The sequence below is a fragment of the Hymenobacter persicinus genome (assembly GCF_004167665.1).
GTDB lineage: Bacteria > Bacteroidota > Bacteroidia > Cytophagales > Hymenobacteraceae > Hymenobacter > Hymenobacter persicinus.
In genome coordinates this window covers 57946-72868 of record NZ_SEWE01000013.1, presented here as the reverse complement: position 1 = coordinate 72868, position 14923 = coordinate 57946, and the positions used below count along the sequence as shown (strand labels likewise).

General features: G+C 64.8%; 16 protein-coding genes. 10 read left to right on the top strand and 6 right to left on the bottom strand.

Annotation, left to right across the window (positions count from 1 at the left end; all coding sequences use genetic code 11):
- The first annotated feature begins 116 nt into the window (after nt 1–116).
- On the top strand, nt 117–713 hold the full coding sequence (locus EWM57_RS08425) for a hypothetical protein (RefSeq protein WP_129920698.1): 597 nt from the start codon (nt 117–119) through the stop codon (nt 711–713).
- A gap of 181 nt (nt 714–894) precedes the next feature.
- On the opposite strand, the gene EWM57_RS08420 is transcribed toward EWM57_RS08425, so the two are convergent.
- Nucleotides 895–2166 (bottom strand): M23 family metallopeptidase, encoded by a 1272-nt coding sequence (locus EWM57_RS08420; protein ID WP_129920697.1) that lies wholly within the window; start codon nt 2164–2166, stop codon nt 895–897.
- Between the two features lie 258 nt (nt 2167–2424).
- Here EWM57_RS08420 and EWM57_RS08415 point away from each other — a divergent pair, with 258 nt between their 5' ends.
- The 5 genes from EWM57_RS08415 (at nt 2425) to EWM57_RS08395 (ending at nt 6304) form a co-directional block, all read left to right on the top strand.
- A complete protein-coding gene (locus tag EWM57_RS08415) occupies nt 2425–3063 on the top strand; it encodes a helix-turn-helix domain-containing protein (protein ID WP_129920696.1) in 639 nt (212 codons plus the stop codon).
- A gap of 123 nt (nt 3064–3186) precedes the next feature.
- A complete protein-coding gene (locus EWM57_RS08410; protein WP_129920695.1) occupies nt 3187–4161 on the top strand; it encodes a hypothetical protein in 975 nt (324 codons plus the stop codon).
- Between the two features lie 85 nt (nt 4162–4246).
- Entirely contained in the window at nt 4247–5104 is an 858-nt protein-coding gene (locus EWM57_RS08405) for a hydroxymethylglutaryl-CoA lyase (protein ID WP_129920694.1), read from the top strand.
- A gap of 11 nt (nt 5105–5115) precedes the next feature.
- Nucleotides 5116–5565, top strand: coding sequence for a hypothetical protein (locus EWM57_RS08400; protein ID WP_129920693.1), 450 nt, complete (start codon nt 5116–5118; stop codon nt 5563–5565).
- Nucleotide 5566: 1 nt separating this feature from the next.
- Nucleotides 5567–6304 carry a (Fe-S)-binding protein gene (locus EWM57_RS08395; RefSeq protein WP_129920692.1) on the top strand — a complete coding sequence of 246 codons (738 nt, stop codon included), beginning with the start codon at nt 5567–5569 and terminating at the stop codon, nt 6302–6304.
- A gap of 171 nt (nt 6305–6475) precedes the next feature.
- Here EWM57_RS08395 and dapA read toward each other — a convergent pair whose 3' ends face one another.
- On the bottom strand, nt 6476–7345 hold the full coding sequence (gene dapA / locus EWM57_RS08390) for a 4-hydroxy-tetrahydrodipicolinate synthase (RefSeq protein WP_129920691.1): 870 nt from the start codon (nt 7343–7345) through the stop codon (nt 6476–6478).
- Between the two features lie 132 nt (nt 7346–7477).
- Between dapA and EWM57_RS08385 the strand changes: the two genes are divergently transcribed.
- Nucleotides 7478–8416 (top strand): polysaccharide deacetylase family protein, encoded by a 939-nt coding sequence (locus EWM57_RS08385; RefSeq protein WP_129920690.1) that lies wholly within the window; start codon nt 7478–7480, stop codon nt 8414–8416.
- Between the two features lie 92 nt (nt 8417–8508).
- Complete coding sequence (locus tag EWM57_RS08380) at nt 8509–9699, top strand: lactonase family protein (protein WP_129920689.1); 1191 nt, start codon at nt 8509–8511, stop codon at nt 9697–9699.
- 117 nt (nt 9700–9816) lie between these two features.
- Here the strand turns inward: EWM57_RS08380 and EWM57_RS08375 are convergent, their stop codons facing one another.
- From EWM57_RS08375 to EWM57_RS08360, 4 genes are all read right to left on the bottom strand, one after another.
- Nucleotides 9817–10206, bottom strand: a complete 390-nt coding sequence (locus EWM57_RS08375; protein WP_129920688.1) for a rhodanese-like domain-containing protein — start codon at nt 10204–10206, stop codon at nt 9817–9819.
- Nucleotides 10207–10274: 68 nt separating this feature from the next.
- The gene (gene ligA, locus EWM57_RS08370; RefSeq protein WP_129920687.1) at nt 10275–12419 is read right to left on the bottom strand and encodes an NAD-dependent DNA ligase LigA; all 2145 of its coding nucleotides are present in this window, start codon (nt 12417–12419) and stop codon (nt 10275–10277) included.
- 107 nt (nt 12420–12526) lie between these two features.
- Nucleotides 12527–13033 carry a DUF4920 domain-containing protein gene (locus EWM57_RS08365; protein WP_129920686.1) on the bottom strand — a complete coding sequence of 169 codons (507 nt, stop codon included), beginning with the start codon at nt 13031–13033 and terminating at the stop codon, nt 12527–12529.
- A 56-nt stretch (nt 13034–13089) separates the two neighbouring features.
- Nucleotides 13090–13884: a TapB family protein gene (locus EWM57_RS08360; protein WP_129920685.1), complete on the bottom strand. Its 795-nt coding sequence runs from the start codon at nt 13882–13884 to the stop codon at nt 13090–13092.
- A 226-nt stretch (nt 13885–14110) separates the two neighbouring features.
- Between EWM57_RS08360 and EWM57_RS08355 the strand changes: the two genes are divergently transcribed.
- Nucleotides 14111–14362: a hypothetical protein gene (locus EWM57_RS08355; RefSeq protein WP_129920684.1), complete on the top strand. Its 252-nt coding sequence runs from the start codon at nt 14111–14113 to the stop codon at nt 14360–14362.
- Nucleotides 14355–14690, top strand: coding sequence for a hypothetical protein (locus tag EWM57_RS08350; protein WP_129920683.1), 336 nt, complete (start codon nt 14355–14357; stop codon nt 14688–14690). The genes EWM57_RS08355 and EWM57_RS08350 overlap by 8 nt, the downstream gene beginning before the upstream one ends.
- The last annotated feature ends 233 nt before the right edge of the window (nt 14691–14923 follow it).

Sequence of the window (14923 nt, the reverse complement as noted above, 5' to 3'; positions counted from 1 at the left end):
GCGCGCCTGCCCCGGTAGTAGCTGCTCCCAAACTACCGGCTTGCCGCCGTTTCGGCGGGATATCGGCAGGTTTTGTATTTTGCCGAACTGATTAGAAGATGGCTGTTCACCCCCCAATGAAAAAAATAGTTCTTTTTGCCGTTTCGGCTACCGTGCTGCTGCAACTCACCTCGTGCCTGAACACGGAGCGCGAGGTTGGTACTTCCCGAAACGCGGATAAAGTGTACACCCCCCCGACGGCCACCACCCGGGTGTCGAGCCGGACGGTGCTGAACACGGTGCGGGCCTCGCACTACTTCTCGAACACCAAGACCAAGGATAACTTCATTCTGCAGCTGCAGGGTCCCAAAATCATGAGCGGGCAGGCCCGTTTCATTATTCTGAGCAGTACCGGCGACACCCTGCGCAAAGAGGTGATGCCCGCCACGGCCCTGCTCGATGAGCGGCAGTTGGAAGACCCGCAGGCCGCCACCGTGCGCGACAAGGAAATTGCCATTCTGCGCGGCATGAACGGCTTTTTCGCCGAAGACCGGTTCGTGCAACCTGCCGTGCCTAAAACGGCCACCCAGCCCGGGGAAGTAGACGCTCAGTCCTGGTCGTCGGTGAAGGCGGATACCCGCGCCGTCGGCTTCGACTACGTGACGGCCGCCGGCAAGGAGCGTCGCATTGCCTACGACAAAAAGCAGAAAAAAGCAGTGGTGGTGGCCGAATAGCCGCTCCAGCACTTTTTGCCCATAAAAAGCCCCGGCGGGAAACCACCGGGGCTTTTTGTATGGCCGAAACGGCCGGATAAGAAAACGGCGCGGCCTTCCGGAAAAGGTTACACCGTTTTCGATCCAATCACCTGAGCGAAAGGTCGGCTATGGTCGATGAAGATTGGGTGAAAGTCGAAAATTAACCTTGCGGCACCGCCGCCGGCCCCAGCCAACCCACTACGCCAGCGCCATTGCGCACCAGCCGGAACCCGTCAAATTCGCCCAGCACGGCCACCGTGCTGCGGGCGGGCAGCGAGTCTAGGGCCGCTGCTCCGGCCCGGGGGCGCACGTACAGGTCGGCGGCGGCCGACACCGATTCGTGCCGCAGCGGTTCGGCCGGCACCACTTCCTTGGCCGCCACGTAGCCCACGCGGCCGTCGGGCCGCTCTACGCGGTACCAGCTGGCCTGGCTGCCTACCACCAGCAGGGGCATATTGCGGGCCAGCTGCCCGGCCGCGGCTCCTTTGGCCTGCGGGCTCAGGTGCAGGCTTGCCTGTTTGCTCCGGACGCGCACCCACTGCCCGAGCCGCTCGGGCTTGGTGGCCGGGGCGGGCGGCTCAGCATCGGCGCGGCGCACGAAGGGGAAGGGGTCGACGGCCCCGCGGCCGCTGCGGTACACGCCGAAATGCAGGTGCGGGGGCGTAGTGCGGGCATTGCCGGTGTTGCCCACCAGCCCCAGCGTGTCGCCAGCCTTCACCACTTGCCCGGCCTGCACGAGCTGCTTGTCGAGGTGAGCGTAGTAGAGGTGCTGGCCGTGGGTGGCGTCGGTAAGCCAAACCACCTTGCCGCCCAGCGGGGTTTCGCCGGTGCGGGTAATGAGGCCCGCGGCGGCGGCTACGGCGGGCGTACCGCGCTTGGCAAAGATGTCGATGCCTTCGTGGCGGCGGGCACCATTGTCGCGGTTGGCACCCCAGAAGCTGCCAGCCGCCGCGTCACTTTTGCCCTGCACCGGAAAGCCCAGCGACGGGGCCCGCTGAATGCGCAGCGTGTATCGGCCGGTGCGTAGTAATTCGGGCTGCACCCGCAGCAGGTGCTGACGGTCGTCGTCGGCCACGTAGCTGAACGAGAGGGCAGCGGTATCGGCGGAGGCCACGGGAACGGGCGCGGCGCGGTCGGGGCTGAGCTCAAAGGCGTCCAGAAACACGTGGGCATCGGTGCCAGCCGGCAGCTTCAGGCTGATGTTGATTTGTTCCCCGGCCCGCACGGCGTAGCGGTAGGCGGCGGCCGTAGCCCGGTCGGCCCGGAAAAAGCCGGTTTCCTGGAAGGGCAGGCTCACCGTCAGCGAGTCGCCCAGAGCCCGGTCGGCAGCGGCCAGCCAGTCGCGGCCCAGGGCCGTTTCGTCGAGGTGGGCCTGGCGCAGGCGGCGGGCGTAGGCCTCGTGGGCGGTGCTTTTCTGGAAAAGTCCCTGCAAGGTTTGCTGTTTGCCGCAGGCAGTGAAAAGAAATAACAGGAGCAGAAGCCGGAATGGCAGGCGGATAGCGGACATCGAAGCAAGTTGATACAGCTTCTCAACCCGGTTTGGGCGCCGCTGGTTCGCTGCCGGGCAAGAGGGAAGGGGCCCCGGCTGTTCCGGACTAGAGGCGCCGCTACGGACTGCGGAAAACGCGGAAAAAGCTGGGCAAAAATCCAGTATCATTGACGGATTTTTGGCCCGCTACTTTTCGCTGTTATGTTCTCTGCCGCCCGCATTCTGGAAATCCGCAAGAGCAAGGGCTACTCGCAGGAGCTGCTGGCTGAGCAGTCCGGGGTGAGCCTGCGCACGATTCAGCGGGTGGAGCAGGGCGGCACCGTACCGCGGGGCCACACCGTGCAGGCCCTGGCCGCCGCCCTGGGCGTGGGGCTGGACGATTTTCGCCCCGTTCTGCCGCCCGGCGCATCCGAGTTATCAGTCCTTGCCCTGGTCCCGACGGACGCCTGCGCTACCCCGGCGACGCCTCCCGTCTTGCCCGCCGACCCTGACTTTCTGCAGCTGCTCAACCTGAGCGCGCTGAGCTTACTGGTGCTGCCGCTGCTCAACATTCTGGTGCCCGCCTGGCTTTGGCGCCGCCGGCGCCATACCATCCGGCACGCCGCGGCCGTGGGCCGGCAGGTGCTGGGGTTTCAGGTGCTCTGGCAGGTAGGCTGCTTCGGGGCCTACCTGCTCGTGCTGCTCCTGCAGCAGGTGGCCGCGCACTACGGGCAGCCACTCTGGCGGGGCAGCTACCTGGCCGTATTCGGGCTGAGCTACACCCTGAACGTGGCCTTCGTGAGCCGGGCGGCGCGGCGGCTGCGGCAGGGAAACCTGGATCTGTACCCGGGGTGGCTGTAGATTTTTCGGTTGATTCTTAGCGCGTTGCCGCTGGTGGCGGCCCAATGGCGGCCCAATGACGCAAGGACTGCCGGTTGCCGCGGCTATGTTTGCCTCAACAAGAACCCCTAACCTTATCCTACCGTGAAACTACTCCTGAAAATCCTGCTGGCCGTTGTGTTGCTCCTCGTGGTGAGCGGCGTGGGGGGCTACTTCTACATGCAGAAGAAATTCCAGGCCCCGGCCAATCAACTCGTCGTGAGCCAGCTGCCGCTGACCAGCGCTTTCGTGTGGCAGGCCGACACCACCGCCCGTCCCGCCGTGGCCCACCAGGCCCTGCTGATTCCGGTGCGGGTGCCGGGCTGCCCCCGTGCCTGCTATTTGCAGTTCGACACCGGGGCGCCCTACACCCTGCTCTACGCCAAGTCGGTGGCGGCGCTGCGGGCGGCCTACCCAGGTACCCAGGCCGCACTGGCGGCGCCCCACGACACGGTGCGTAACCTGACCTTCACGCTCGGTGATGGGCAGGTGCTGGCCCGCCGGCTGCCCCTGCTGCGGGGCGGCGCGAGTGAGCTGCCCGCCGACAGCGCCGCACCCGTGCTCATTGGCACGCTCGGCAGCGACCTGCTCGAAGGCCGGGTGCTGGTGCTCGACTATGCCCGTCAGCGGATGGAGCTGGCTGCGCAAGTGCCGGCCGAGTTGGCTGCCCGGGCCACCTTCGTGCCTTTGGCGTTCAAAAGCCGCCGGGTAATGTTTGACGCCGCCGTGCAGGGCCAGACCAAGCAGATGATGTTTGATACGGGCAGCAGCGCCGCGGGCCTGATTACCAGCCAAGCCAACTGGGAGCAGCTGGCCCGGCCCGGCGCCCAGCCCAGCACCACGGCCGTCAATTCCTGGGGCAAAACCCTCACCAAGCACAGCGTGGCCACCCCGGCCAACCTGGAGCTGGGAGCCGCCAAAATTCCGCTTCAGACCGTGACCTACATCGAGGGCATGACCTTCATGCAGGAGATGCTCACGCGCTTTTCCGGGCTGGGCGGCATGCTCGGCAACGTGCCCTTCATGGGGCGCATCATCATTCTGGACGTGCGCGGCGCCCGGTTCGGGCTGGTGCAGTAGGCCGGATTCGCGGGAGGAAAAGCCCGCGGGGCGGTTGTCGTGGGAGCGGCTACCTTTGCGGGCCCGCCCCACCAACCCCACTGCCATGAAAATCATCGAGTGCCCCCGCGACGCCATGCAGGGCCTGACCGAGTTTGTGCCCACGGCCACCAAAACGGCCTACCTCAACGCCCTGCTGCGCGTGGGCTTCGACACGCTCGATTTCGGCTCCTTCGTCTCGCCCAAGGCCATTCCCCAGCTCCGCGACACGGCCGAGGTGCTGGCCGGCCTCGACCTGAGCCAGACCCGCACCCGGCTGCTGGCCATCGTGGCCAACCTGCGCGGGGCCGAAACGGCGGTGACGCACCCCGAAATCGAGTTTATCGGCTTTCCGCTGTCGGTGTCCGAAACGTTTCAGCAGCGCAACACCAACAAGAGCATCCTGGAAGCTCTGGCCGAGCTGGCCCAGATGCAGAACCTGTGCGAGAAATCCGGCAAGCAGCTCGTAACCTACCTGTCGATGGGCTTCGGCAACCCCTACGGCGACCCGTGGAGCCCGGAAGTCGTGGGCGAGTTCACCCAGACCCTCGCCGACATGGGCGTGGGCATCGTGGCGCTGTCGGATACGGTGGGCGCCTCCACGCCGGCCACCATTGCCCCGCTGTTTGGGCAGCTGATTCCAGCCTTTCCGCAGATTGAGTTTGGGGCCCACCTGCACACCACGCCCACCAGCTGGCGCGAAAAAGTGGCCGCCGCCTACCAGGCCGGCTGCCGCCGCTTCGACGGGGCCCTGGGCGGCTTCGGTGGCTGCCCCATGGCCGCCGACGTGCTCACGGGCAACATGGCCACCGAAAATCTGCTGGCGTATTTTCAGGAAAAAGGGGAGGAGCTCGGGCTGAACCTGGAAGTTCTGGCCGAAGCCCAGGCGCTGGCCGGCGGGGTGTTTGGCGCTGTAGTACATTAATTTTGTTGGCTATGCAAACTGCCCAACCCGATTCCTGGCAACACTCCCCGCTCTCGGAGCCGCGGCAGGCTTTGCCCTTCGCGCGCGAGTTCACGGCCGCGGAATTCGCCCTGATCCAGCACGGACTTATTCCGGTTGAAATGGAAGACAAGTGGTTTATCTACTATCATCAGGGCGTGCTGCACCTGCACCGCAGCTGGACCGGCAACGAAATATTCCAGGTGAGCTTCGACGAAACGGCCACCGGCGAAGCCCGAACCACCCAGGCCTGGGTGACGCGCGACCCGGAGCAGTACCAGGACGGCGACGATGCGGAAGACACGGCTATGCTTAACTTCCTCATTGACCGGCTCCTGCTCAACCGGGACGTAGATTTTCCGAACCCGCTGGGCCTTCCGCCCGAGCAAATTGCCGTTATTCGCCATAGTAATGTTGGCCCCGGCCGTTCAAATCAGCAGTAGTATGCCTACACCGCAAGTCGACCTGTTTATTCCCTGCTTCGTGGATCAGCTCTTTCCCAACACCGCCATGAACATGGTCAAGGTGCTCGAGAAGCTGGGTTGCGCGGTGCACTACAACGGCAACCAGACCTGCTGCGGGCAGCCGGCCTACAACGCCGGCTACAAGGCCGAAAGCTGCGAAGTCGCCACCAAGTTTCTCAACGACTTTCCTTCGGCCGAGGGGCGCTACATCGTGAGTCCGTCGGCCTCCTGCGTGGGCATGGTGCGCAACTCCTACGCCGAGCTCTTTGAGGGCAGCCCCGACCAGGGCCGCTACCACGGCGTGCAGCGGCGCATCTTCGAGATGACCGAGTTTATCGTCGACGTGCTGGGCGTGCCGAGCATTCCCGGGGCCCGGCTCAGCGGCAAGTACACCTACCACGACTCCTGCTCGGCTTTGCGGGAGTGCGGCATCCGGGAGGCCCCGCGCCAGCTGCTCGACGCCGTGCAGGGCCTGGAGCGCCTGGAAATGGCCGAAAACGAAACCTGCTGCGGGTTCGGCGGTACCTTCGCCGTCAAGTTCGAGGCTATTTCGGTGGCCATGGCCGAGCAGAAGGTGGAGCATGCCCTGGCCACCGGCGCCGACTACCTCATCAGCACCGACACGAGCTGCCTGATGCACCTGGACGCCTACATCCGCCGGGAGAAAAAGCCCATCAAAACCCTGCACGTAGCCGATGTGCTGGCCAGCGGCTGGTAGAAAACCACGGTCATTGCGAGCTACGCGAGGCAATCCGTCCTCGGAAGTGTAAAAAACTCCTTTTCAATAAAAAGCCCCGACGTATGCCTACGTCGGGGCTTTGCATTTTATGAGGCTTAGCACGTTGTCTAGGACAAATTGCTTCGCGTAGCTCGCAATGGCGGAGAGAAATTACATCAGCTTCACAATGCGCTCCTTCAGGCCGCTGCTGGCTTCGAGCAGGGGCAGGCGCACGGCCGCCGAGCACAGTCCCTGGGCTTCGAGCACGGCTTTCACGCCCACGGGGTTGCTTTCCTCATACATGAGCGGGTTCAGGGGCAGGAATTCGAACAGCAGCTTGGTGGCCGCGGCGAAGTCGCCCTGGAGGGCCAGACGGGTCATGTCGCTCATGCGCTGGGGAAAGGCGTTGCCGAGCACGCTGATAACGCCCACGCCCCCGAACGAAATCATCGGGGTGGTCAGCATGTCGTCGCCGCTGATGAGCAGGAAGTCATCGGGCTTGCGGGCGGCAATGGCCATGCACTGCTCCAGATTGCCGCTGGCTTCTTTGATGCCGATGATGTTCGGGTGCTGAGCCAGGCGCAGGGTGGTGTCGGCCGTGAGGTTGGAGCTGGTGCGGCCGGGCACGTTGTAGAGAAGGATGGGCTTCGGGCTCAGGTCGGCCAGGCGCAGGTAGTGCTGGATGATGCCGGCCTGGCTGGGCTTGTTGTAGGCTGGCGAGGCCGACAGAATGGCGTCGATGCCGTCGAGGTCGGTGGTACGCAGCAGGGTTTCGAGGCCCGCCGTGTCGTTGCCGCCGATGCCGTACACGAGCGGGACGCGGCCGGCCACGTGCTCTTTGCAGACGCGCAGGATTTCGGTTTTTTCCTCGGCCGTCGTCGTGGGGGTCTCGCCGGTGGTGCCGTTGATGACCAGGTATTCGACCCCGCCGTCGATGCAGAAATCGAGCAGGCGGCGCAGGGCGGGGTAGTCCACGGCGTGGTCGGGGGCCGGGGTGAAGGGCGTGATGAGGGCAATGCCGGTGCCACGGAGTTTGTCCATGCGGGAATTAAGCTGTTGTTTTGTAGGCGGAAGCGCTGGGGCAAAGGTACAAAGCGGCCTGTCATGGCCCGAGCTTCCGCCATTTCCCTTTTCAAAAGTACCTGGTTGGCGTCTAGCCGCCGTTATTCTCGCATGATTTTGTTCCGTACTCCGCTTCTTGTCGCCGCCACTGCCCTGGCTGCCAGCACCCTCTTTACTGCCTGCGAAACCAAGCCCGCCACCGCCGCGGAGTCGGGCAGCCCTACGGCCGAAGCCGTTGCCACCGACTCGGCCGGCACGCCCGTGACCTCGGGCACGGCCGCCACCACGGAGGCCGAAGCCAACGCCACTCCCGCCCCGGACCCGACCTCGATTCCGGCCGGCAAGGTGGCCGACGCGGCTACCATCACGGCCCGCCCGCAGGTGCCGATTCTGTGCTACCACCAGATCCGGGACTGGCGCGCCAAAGATTCAAAAGGCGCTAAGGATTACATCGTTCCGATTCAGGCATTCAAGGATCAGATGAAGATGCTGGCCGACTCCGGCTACCACACCATCCTGCCCGATCAGCTCTACGCCTACCTCACCACCGGGGCCAAGCTGCCGAGCAAACCCATCATGCTCACCTTCGACGACACCGACCTCGACCAGTTCACCGTGGCCCGCCCCACGCTCGACAAGTACGGCTACAAGGCCGTCTACTTCGTGATGACCGTGAGCCTGGGTCGGCCCAACTACATGAGCAAGGCGCAGGTGAAGCAGCTTTCCGACGAGGGCAACGTGATTGGCTCCCACACCTGGGACCACCACAACGTGAAGAAGTACCAGGGCCAGGACTGGGTAACCCAGATCGACAAGCCGACCAAGACCCTGGAGGAAATTACCGGCAAAAAAATCAACTACTTTGCCTATCCCTTCGGCCTCTGGAACCAGCAGGCCATTCCCGAGCTCAAGAAGCGCGGCTTCGTGGGCGCCTTTATCCTGGCCGAGAAGCGCGACCCGATTGACCCCTTGTTCACCATCCGCCGCATCATTGCCAGCGGCTACTGGAGCCCCCGCACCCTGCACAACAGCATCGTGCAGAGCTTCTAAGCCGCAGTTGCGCCAAAGCGCGTACTTTTCAGCCCGCCTTGCTTTCCCGAGCAGGCGGGCTTTTTTGTGATTGAACCTGCTTGTCCTACCATATGCCCCACTTTGGCCGCCGCACCTTTCTTCGCTTTTCCACCCTCGCGCTGGGCCTGACGGCCGCCGGCCTGCTGAGCTGCGCCCGTACCGTGCCCGCCGCCAGTGCCGCCACCGCCGACTGCCTCGTGTACGTGGGTACCAACGTGGCGGGGGAAGGGGAAAACTCCATCTTTCTTTACCGCCTGCAGCTCGCCACCGGGGCCCTGACCAAGCTCGCGGCCCAGCCCGGCGGCGCCGCGCCGACCTACCTGACGATGGACGCGGCCCGCCGCCACCTGTACGCGGTGAGCGAAACGCAGACCTTCCGCGGGGCGGCCGGCGGGGGCGTCAGTGCCTTTGCCGTGGACCCGCAGTCGGGGCAGCTGACCTTGCTGGGGCAACAGCCTTCGGGCGGGGCCTCGCCCTGCTACATCAGCCTGGATCAGGCGGAGAAAAACGTGCTGGTGGCCAACTACGTGGGCGGCAACGTGAGCTTGCTGCCCGTGCAGGCCGACGGGGGGCTGGCCCCCGCCACCGCCTTCGACCAGCATGAGGGCCGTGGTCCGCACAAAAACCAGGCAAGTGCCCACGCCCACTGCCTGCTGCCCGACCCCGCCAACCGTTATGTCTTCGCCGTGGACCTGGGCACCGATAAGGTGTACCGCTATTCCCTGGATGCCGCGGCGCACACTTGGCAAGCTGGCGGGTCAGCCTTCACGGCCGCGCCCGGGGCAGGCCCGCGCCACCTCACGTTTCACCCCGACGGCCGCCACGCCTACCTGATCAACGAACTGAATTCGACCATCACGGCCCTCGACTACGACGCCGGGAAGGGCACTTTTGCTGGACTCCAGACCCAGTCCACGCTGCCGGCCGACTTTGCGGGCAGCAATTCCGGCGCCGACGTGCACGTGTCGCCCGACGGACGGTTTGTGTACGGCTCGAACCGGGGCCACAACAGCCTCGCCGTGTTTGCCGTCGGTGCCGATAGAAAGCTGACGCTGGTGCAGCACGTGAGCACCCAGGGCCGGACGCCCCGCAACTTTGCCCTCGACCCCAGCGGGCAGGTGCTGCTGGTGGCCAACCAGAACTCCAACAATATCTTTACCTACCGCGTCGATAAGACCACGGGCAAACTCTCGCCCACCGGCCACTCAGCGGAGTTGCCTGCCCCGATGTTTGTGCAGATAGTCTGGGATTTTACCCGGTAGCGGGTAGCAAGCAGCTCCGCGGCACCAGGCGCCCGGGCCGGATTACCGGGCCTCGGGCAAAACCTGGCCCCGCGGAGCTGCTTAAGGCGGCTACCGGGCCACAAGAACAGCCGCGCCTCAGTCCGTTTTCAGCCCGGCCGCTTTAAGGTCTTTGAAAGCGCCGCCGTTCACGACTTTTGCAAAGCCCTTTTCCTGCATAATGGCCGAGGCCTGGCCGCTGCGGTTGCCGGAAGCGCAGTAGAGCAGGTAGGTTTTGGTCGGGTCCAGAGCGGCAACTTTTTCGGCAAAATCCGGGGCCTTGAAATCCAGGTTTTGGGCCTGCCGCAGGTGGCCGGTGGCGTATTCGGCCGGAGTGCGCACGTCGAGCACCACCACGTTGCGCTTGTGGGCCAGCTTGTGGGTGGTGGCAACGTCGGCCACCGGAACCTTCGCCTGGGCGGCGGCGGGGCAGGTGGTGGCCAGCGTAAGCAGCAGGCCGGCCGTGGCTGAGAGCAGGAAACGAAGCATGGGCGAAGAAAATAGCTGAGGAAGGACCGGCCGCCTGGTACTGCCGACCCGGAAAAATAGGGGGTGGGTTAGAACAGCGAAGCCTGCTGGCCCCCGTTCGACCGGGGGGCGGGGTAGGTGTCGGGCGTGGGTGCAGTGGTGGGCGCGGTGGCCGGGGTCTCATCGTCGGCAGCGGCGGCCAGCTCCGTCGCCGACGGAAGCATGGCCAGCAGGTCGGTTTCGGAGATGATGGGCACTTTCAGCTCGGTGGCCTTTTCACGCTTGGCGGGCCCCATTTTGTCGCCGGCCACCAGGTAGCTGAGCTTTTTGGAGATGGAACCCGTGATTTTGCCGCCGTTCTGAACAATGAGCTGCTGGAGCTCTTCGCGGCTGTGCTGCTCAAACACGCCCGACAGCACGAAGGTCTGCCCGGCCAGTCGGTCACTGACGGGCTGGGGCGCCTCGCCGGTCAAAGCCAGCTGCACGCCCGCGGCCCGCAGCCGCTCGATGAGCTGGCGGTTGCTGTCGTGGGCCACCCAGGCGGCCAACGACTCGGCAATGACGCCGCCAACTTCGGGCACGGCGGCCAGTTCCGGCGCGGCGGCGGCCATGATGGCGTCCATCGAGCGGTAATGGGCGGCCAGCTTTTCGGCTACCGTTTCGCCCACGTAGCGGATGCCCAAGCCGAACAGCACCCGGTCGAAGGGCACCTGCTTGCTGGCCTCGATGCCGTTCATCAGATTCTGAATCGACTTTTCGCCCAAACGCTCCAGGCCCGTGAGCTTCTCGGGCGTGAGGTCGTAGATGTCGGCCGGGGTGCGCACGAGGCCCAGATCGAAGAAGCGGGCCACGGTTTCGGCGCCCAGCCCGTCGATGTTCAGGGCCTTGCGGCTCACGTAATGCTCGAGGCGGGCCTTGAGCTGGGGCGCGCAGCCCGTATCGTTGGGGCAGCGGAAGTGGGCCTCGCCTTCGGGCCGGATCAGCGGGGTACCGCAGGCCGGGCACTCGGTCGGGTACTGAATCGGCTGGCTGTCCGCGGGCCGGGCCGAGAGGTCGACGCCGGTGATTTTGGGAATAATTTCGCCGCCTTTCTCCACGAACACCAAGTCGCCGAGGCGCAAATCGAGGGCGGCAATCTGGTTGGCGTTGTGCACCGAGGCACGCTTGACCACGGTGCCGGCCAGGGGCACGGGCGTGAGCATGGCCACCGGCGTGACGGCCCCGGTGCGGCCCACCTGATACTGAATGCTGTTGAGGCGGGTGCGGGCGGCCTCGGCCGGGTACTTATAGGCAATGGCCCAGCGCGGACTCTTAGCCGTGAAGCCCAGCACTTCCTGTTGCTGGAAGTCGTCGACCTTGATGACGATACCGTCGGTGGCGACGGGCAGTTCAAAGCGCTTTTTCTCCCAGTGATGGATAAAGTCGAGCACCTCGGCCAGGGTGGAGCAGCGCCGCCAGGTGTCCGACACGGGCAGGCCCCAGGCTTTCAGGGCCTCCAAAGCTGCGCTGTGGGAGGGAAATACGTTGCGCCCGGGGCTCAGGAAGCTGTAGGCAAAAAAGCGCAGGCGCCGCGCTGCCACGAGGGCCGAGTCCTGGAGCTTGAGCGTACCGCTGGCCGCGTTGCGGGGGTTGGCCAGCAGCGCCTCGCCGTTTTGCTCCCGCTCCTTGTTCAGATCTTCGAATACGGGCAGGGGCAGGAAAACCTCGCCGCGTACCTCAAACTCGGCCGGTTGGGCCGGACCGGCCTCGCGCAGGTGCAGGGGCAGGTTTTTGATGGTGCGCACGTTGTTGGTCACCACGTCGCCGCGGGTGCCGTCGCCGCGCGTGACGCCCTGGGTGAGCTGGCCGTTTTCGTAGGTCAGGCTCATGGCCACGCCGTCGAACTTCATTTCGCAGACGTAGCTGAACTCGGCGCCTTCCAGCCCTTTGCGCACCCGCTCGTCGAATTCGCGCAGGTCGGCCTCGGAATAGGTGTTGCCCAGGCTCAGCATCGGGTACTTGTGCAGAGCCGTCGGAAACTGCTTGGTGATGGTGCCGCCCACGCGCTGGGTGGGAGAGTTGGGCAGGGCCAGCTCCGGATACTGCTTTTCGAGGGCGTTCAGCTCGGCCAGCAGGTGGTCGAATTCCTGGTCCGGGATTTCGGAAACGTCGTTCTGGTAATACTGGTAGTTGAGGTAGTGCAGGCGCTCGGTGAGCGTGCGCAGACGCAGCTGGATGGAATCTTGGTCGGGCATGGGGCAAAAATAACCGGCTTGAGGTCAGGGTCCGCAGTTGGCAGCCAGAAAACGAAAAAGGCCACCCGCGGGTGGCCTTTTTTACGAAAAGTGGTTCTGCGCTCCGGCTACTCCTGCACCAGCACGCCGTCGGCTTCGAAGTTGAGCTGCTCCTCGGGCTGGGTGATGGCCGCCACCTCCTTGGCCGACTTGCCGGCATCCTTGGCGTAGTGCTGTAAGTCGCTCACGGGCACCTGCTCGCGGTGGGCCCAGCCGTTGATAACGACCGTTTTGCCGGTCAGGTCCTTGGGTACGAAAAAGGCGTAGTCCTTGAACCGCACCCGCATCTGCCGGCCGTCGGGGGTGGCCATGGTCAGCCAGCAGCCCTTGGCCTGGCACACGCCCGAAGCCTTGCCCACCAGCTTCACCTGGGCCGAATCCTGGTTTCCCAGCACTTGACTCAGCTCACTCATGGGCCGGGCGCCGGCAGCCGTAAGGGGGGCGCCGTAGGTTTTGCCGGCCGGGGCCGCGGGGGCAGGAGTAGCGGGGGCCGTAGCAGTATCAGTGGCCGGAGCCGCCTGACAGGCGGCCAGCGCGGTCAGGGCAGAGGCCAGCAAAAGGGTTGTAACGCGCATGGCAAACAGAGGAGTAAGGGTTGGAAGCTGAAAAATACGGATTTTCAGTCCAGTGCCTACTTGCCTTTGGAAATGGCGGCCAGGGTCCGGGTTTCGGCCAGCTTACCGTTCTTGCCGAAAATCTCGGTTTTGACCACGCCCACGGCCGGGGCGTAGTAGTCGATGACCCGCACGGTGGTGCGGAAGGCCACGTCGGCCCGGGCTTTGGTCGAGGATTCCCGCTCCGACTCCACCTTGTAACACTGGAAGGTGCCGGCCGGGGTTTTCACCGCTTCGGGGCCACTGACCACGCGGCGCTTCTGCGCCAGGGTACTCACCTTGGCAATATCGACGGCCGAGCTCCGCACTTGCACCACGCTGCCGCCGTCGGGGAGGCGGCTGCCAATGGTGGGCCGGTTAGGCCAGGCAATGTTGATGGGGGCAAAGTCAAATATCCGCTCCCGGAACGACTTCAGGCTTTCGGGGTTGAACTGGGTCAGGCCGTCGGTGAAGGTGGTGTCGCGGGAGCAGCGGAAGGTAAGGTCCTGCTGGTGGAGCAGGCGGTTCTTTACGTCGTAGAGGCCGCTTTTCAGCAATACGGTGGTCGTGGTGCGGGTTTTTTTCTTGTTCAGCTCCGAGCCCAGGCGCACCACGCGGTAGCGCAGCTCCCCCGTCGGCTTGCTGGCCCCGTTGGTGAGGCGGTAGACCAGCTCCATGTTGTCGTAGAGGCCAAAGGGATGGGCACAGGCGGTTTCCACGGCCGGTTCGGGGGCTGAAGCCACGGTCGTGGCCGTATCGGGCGAGGGCGGGGTGGTCTGGGCGCGGGCAGCCAGGGCAAGCAGGGGCAGGGCAAGCAGGGCGGGAAGCTTCATGGGAGCAAAAGTGTGAACCTAGTGTTGAGCCGCATACGCATACGCCGCCGTTTGGATTTTAACCGGCACGGGGCCGCCGCGCGGGCTGTGGCGCAAGCGTTACAAAAGCCCTGCCAGCCGAGGTTTTCCGCGTTTTTGCTACCATTGCCCCGCCCGGCCGCGTAACTTGTGCCGCCCGGACACGTTTCCCCGGTACATTTCAGTTCGTTTTTTATCCTTCTTTCCCATGGCTGATTCTTCGCAACCTTCCGGCTCCTGGGCCGACACCGCCGCCTCGCTGCTGTCCAAGCTCTCGGGCGGCGTCGAGCTTTCCTTCGCCTTCGACCAGATGGAGCTGCAGGTGCCCAACCCTCAGAACCCTGCCGCGACGCCCGCCACCTGGCGCCTAAACGGCTCGATGCGCGTCCGGACCCGGGGCGAAAATCCGCCCGCGGCCGCGCCCCAGCTGCCGACGGCCAATCCGAGCAACGTTGGCTAGCGGCCTCGAAATAGAAGCGCGGCTGGTTATCAGCATCGACGGCGACGATATTCAGCTGGCGGGCTCGGGCACTTACCTGATTGTGAACGTGCCCAGCCAGCGCGTGCTCGACAAGCTCACGGCCGGTCCGCCCAAGCCGCCCGGCCCAAAAAAGCCCAAGGCCCCCGGCTCCGACCCGCTCCAGCAACTCAACGACTTGGCCCGGCAGCTCGGGCTGATCCTGGATTTGCGGGTGGCGGGCAAAACCTACGTGACCTTCGGCGCCGGCCGCACCCCCAAGATTACGCTCAACGCCGTGCTGGGTAAAATCGGCTCCTTCTTCTCGTAAGCTGCTGTTTGCGGGGCCGGGCCGCGGCTGCATTGATCGTGGCGCAGGGGCCGGCTGCTGGCAAGCGGCTGCGGCAGGACGGCCCGGTGGCGGGGTCGCTACCGGGCGGAAAAAGACCCGAATATTGGCGGGCCGGCCGCGGGGTTTTTGCGTATTTACCCTCAGAAGCCAAGGGGGATTGCCGGAGCTGTCGGCGCGGAACTAATGGCTTGCTATTTGGTTTGCCAGTAGTA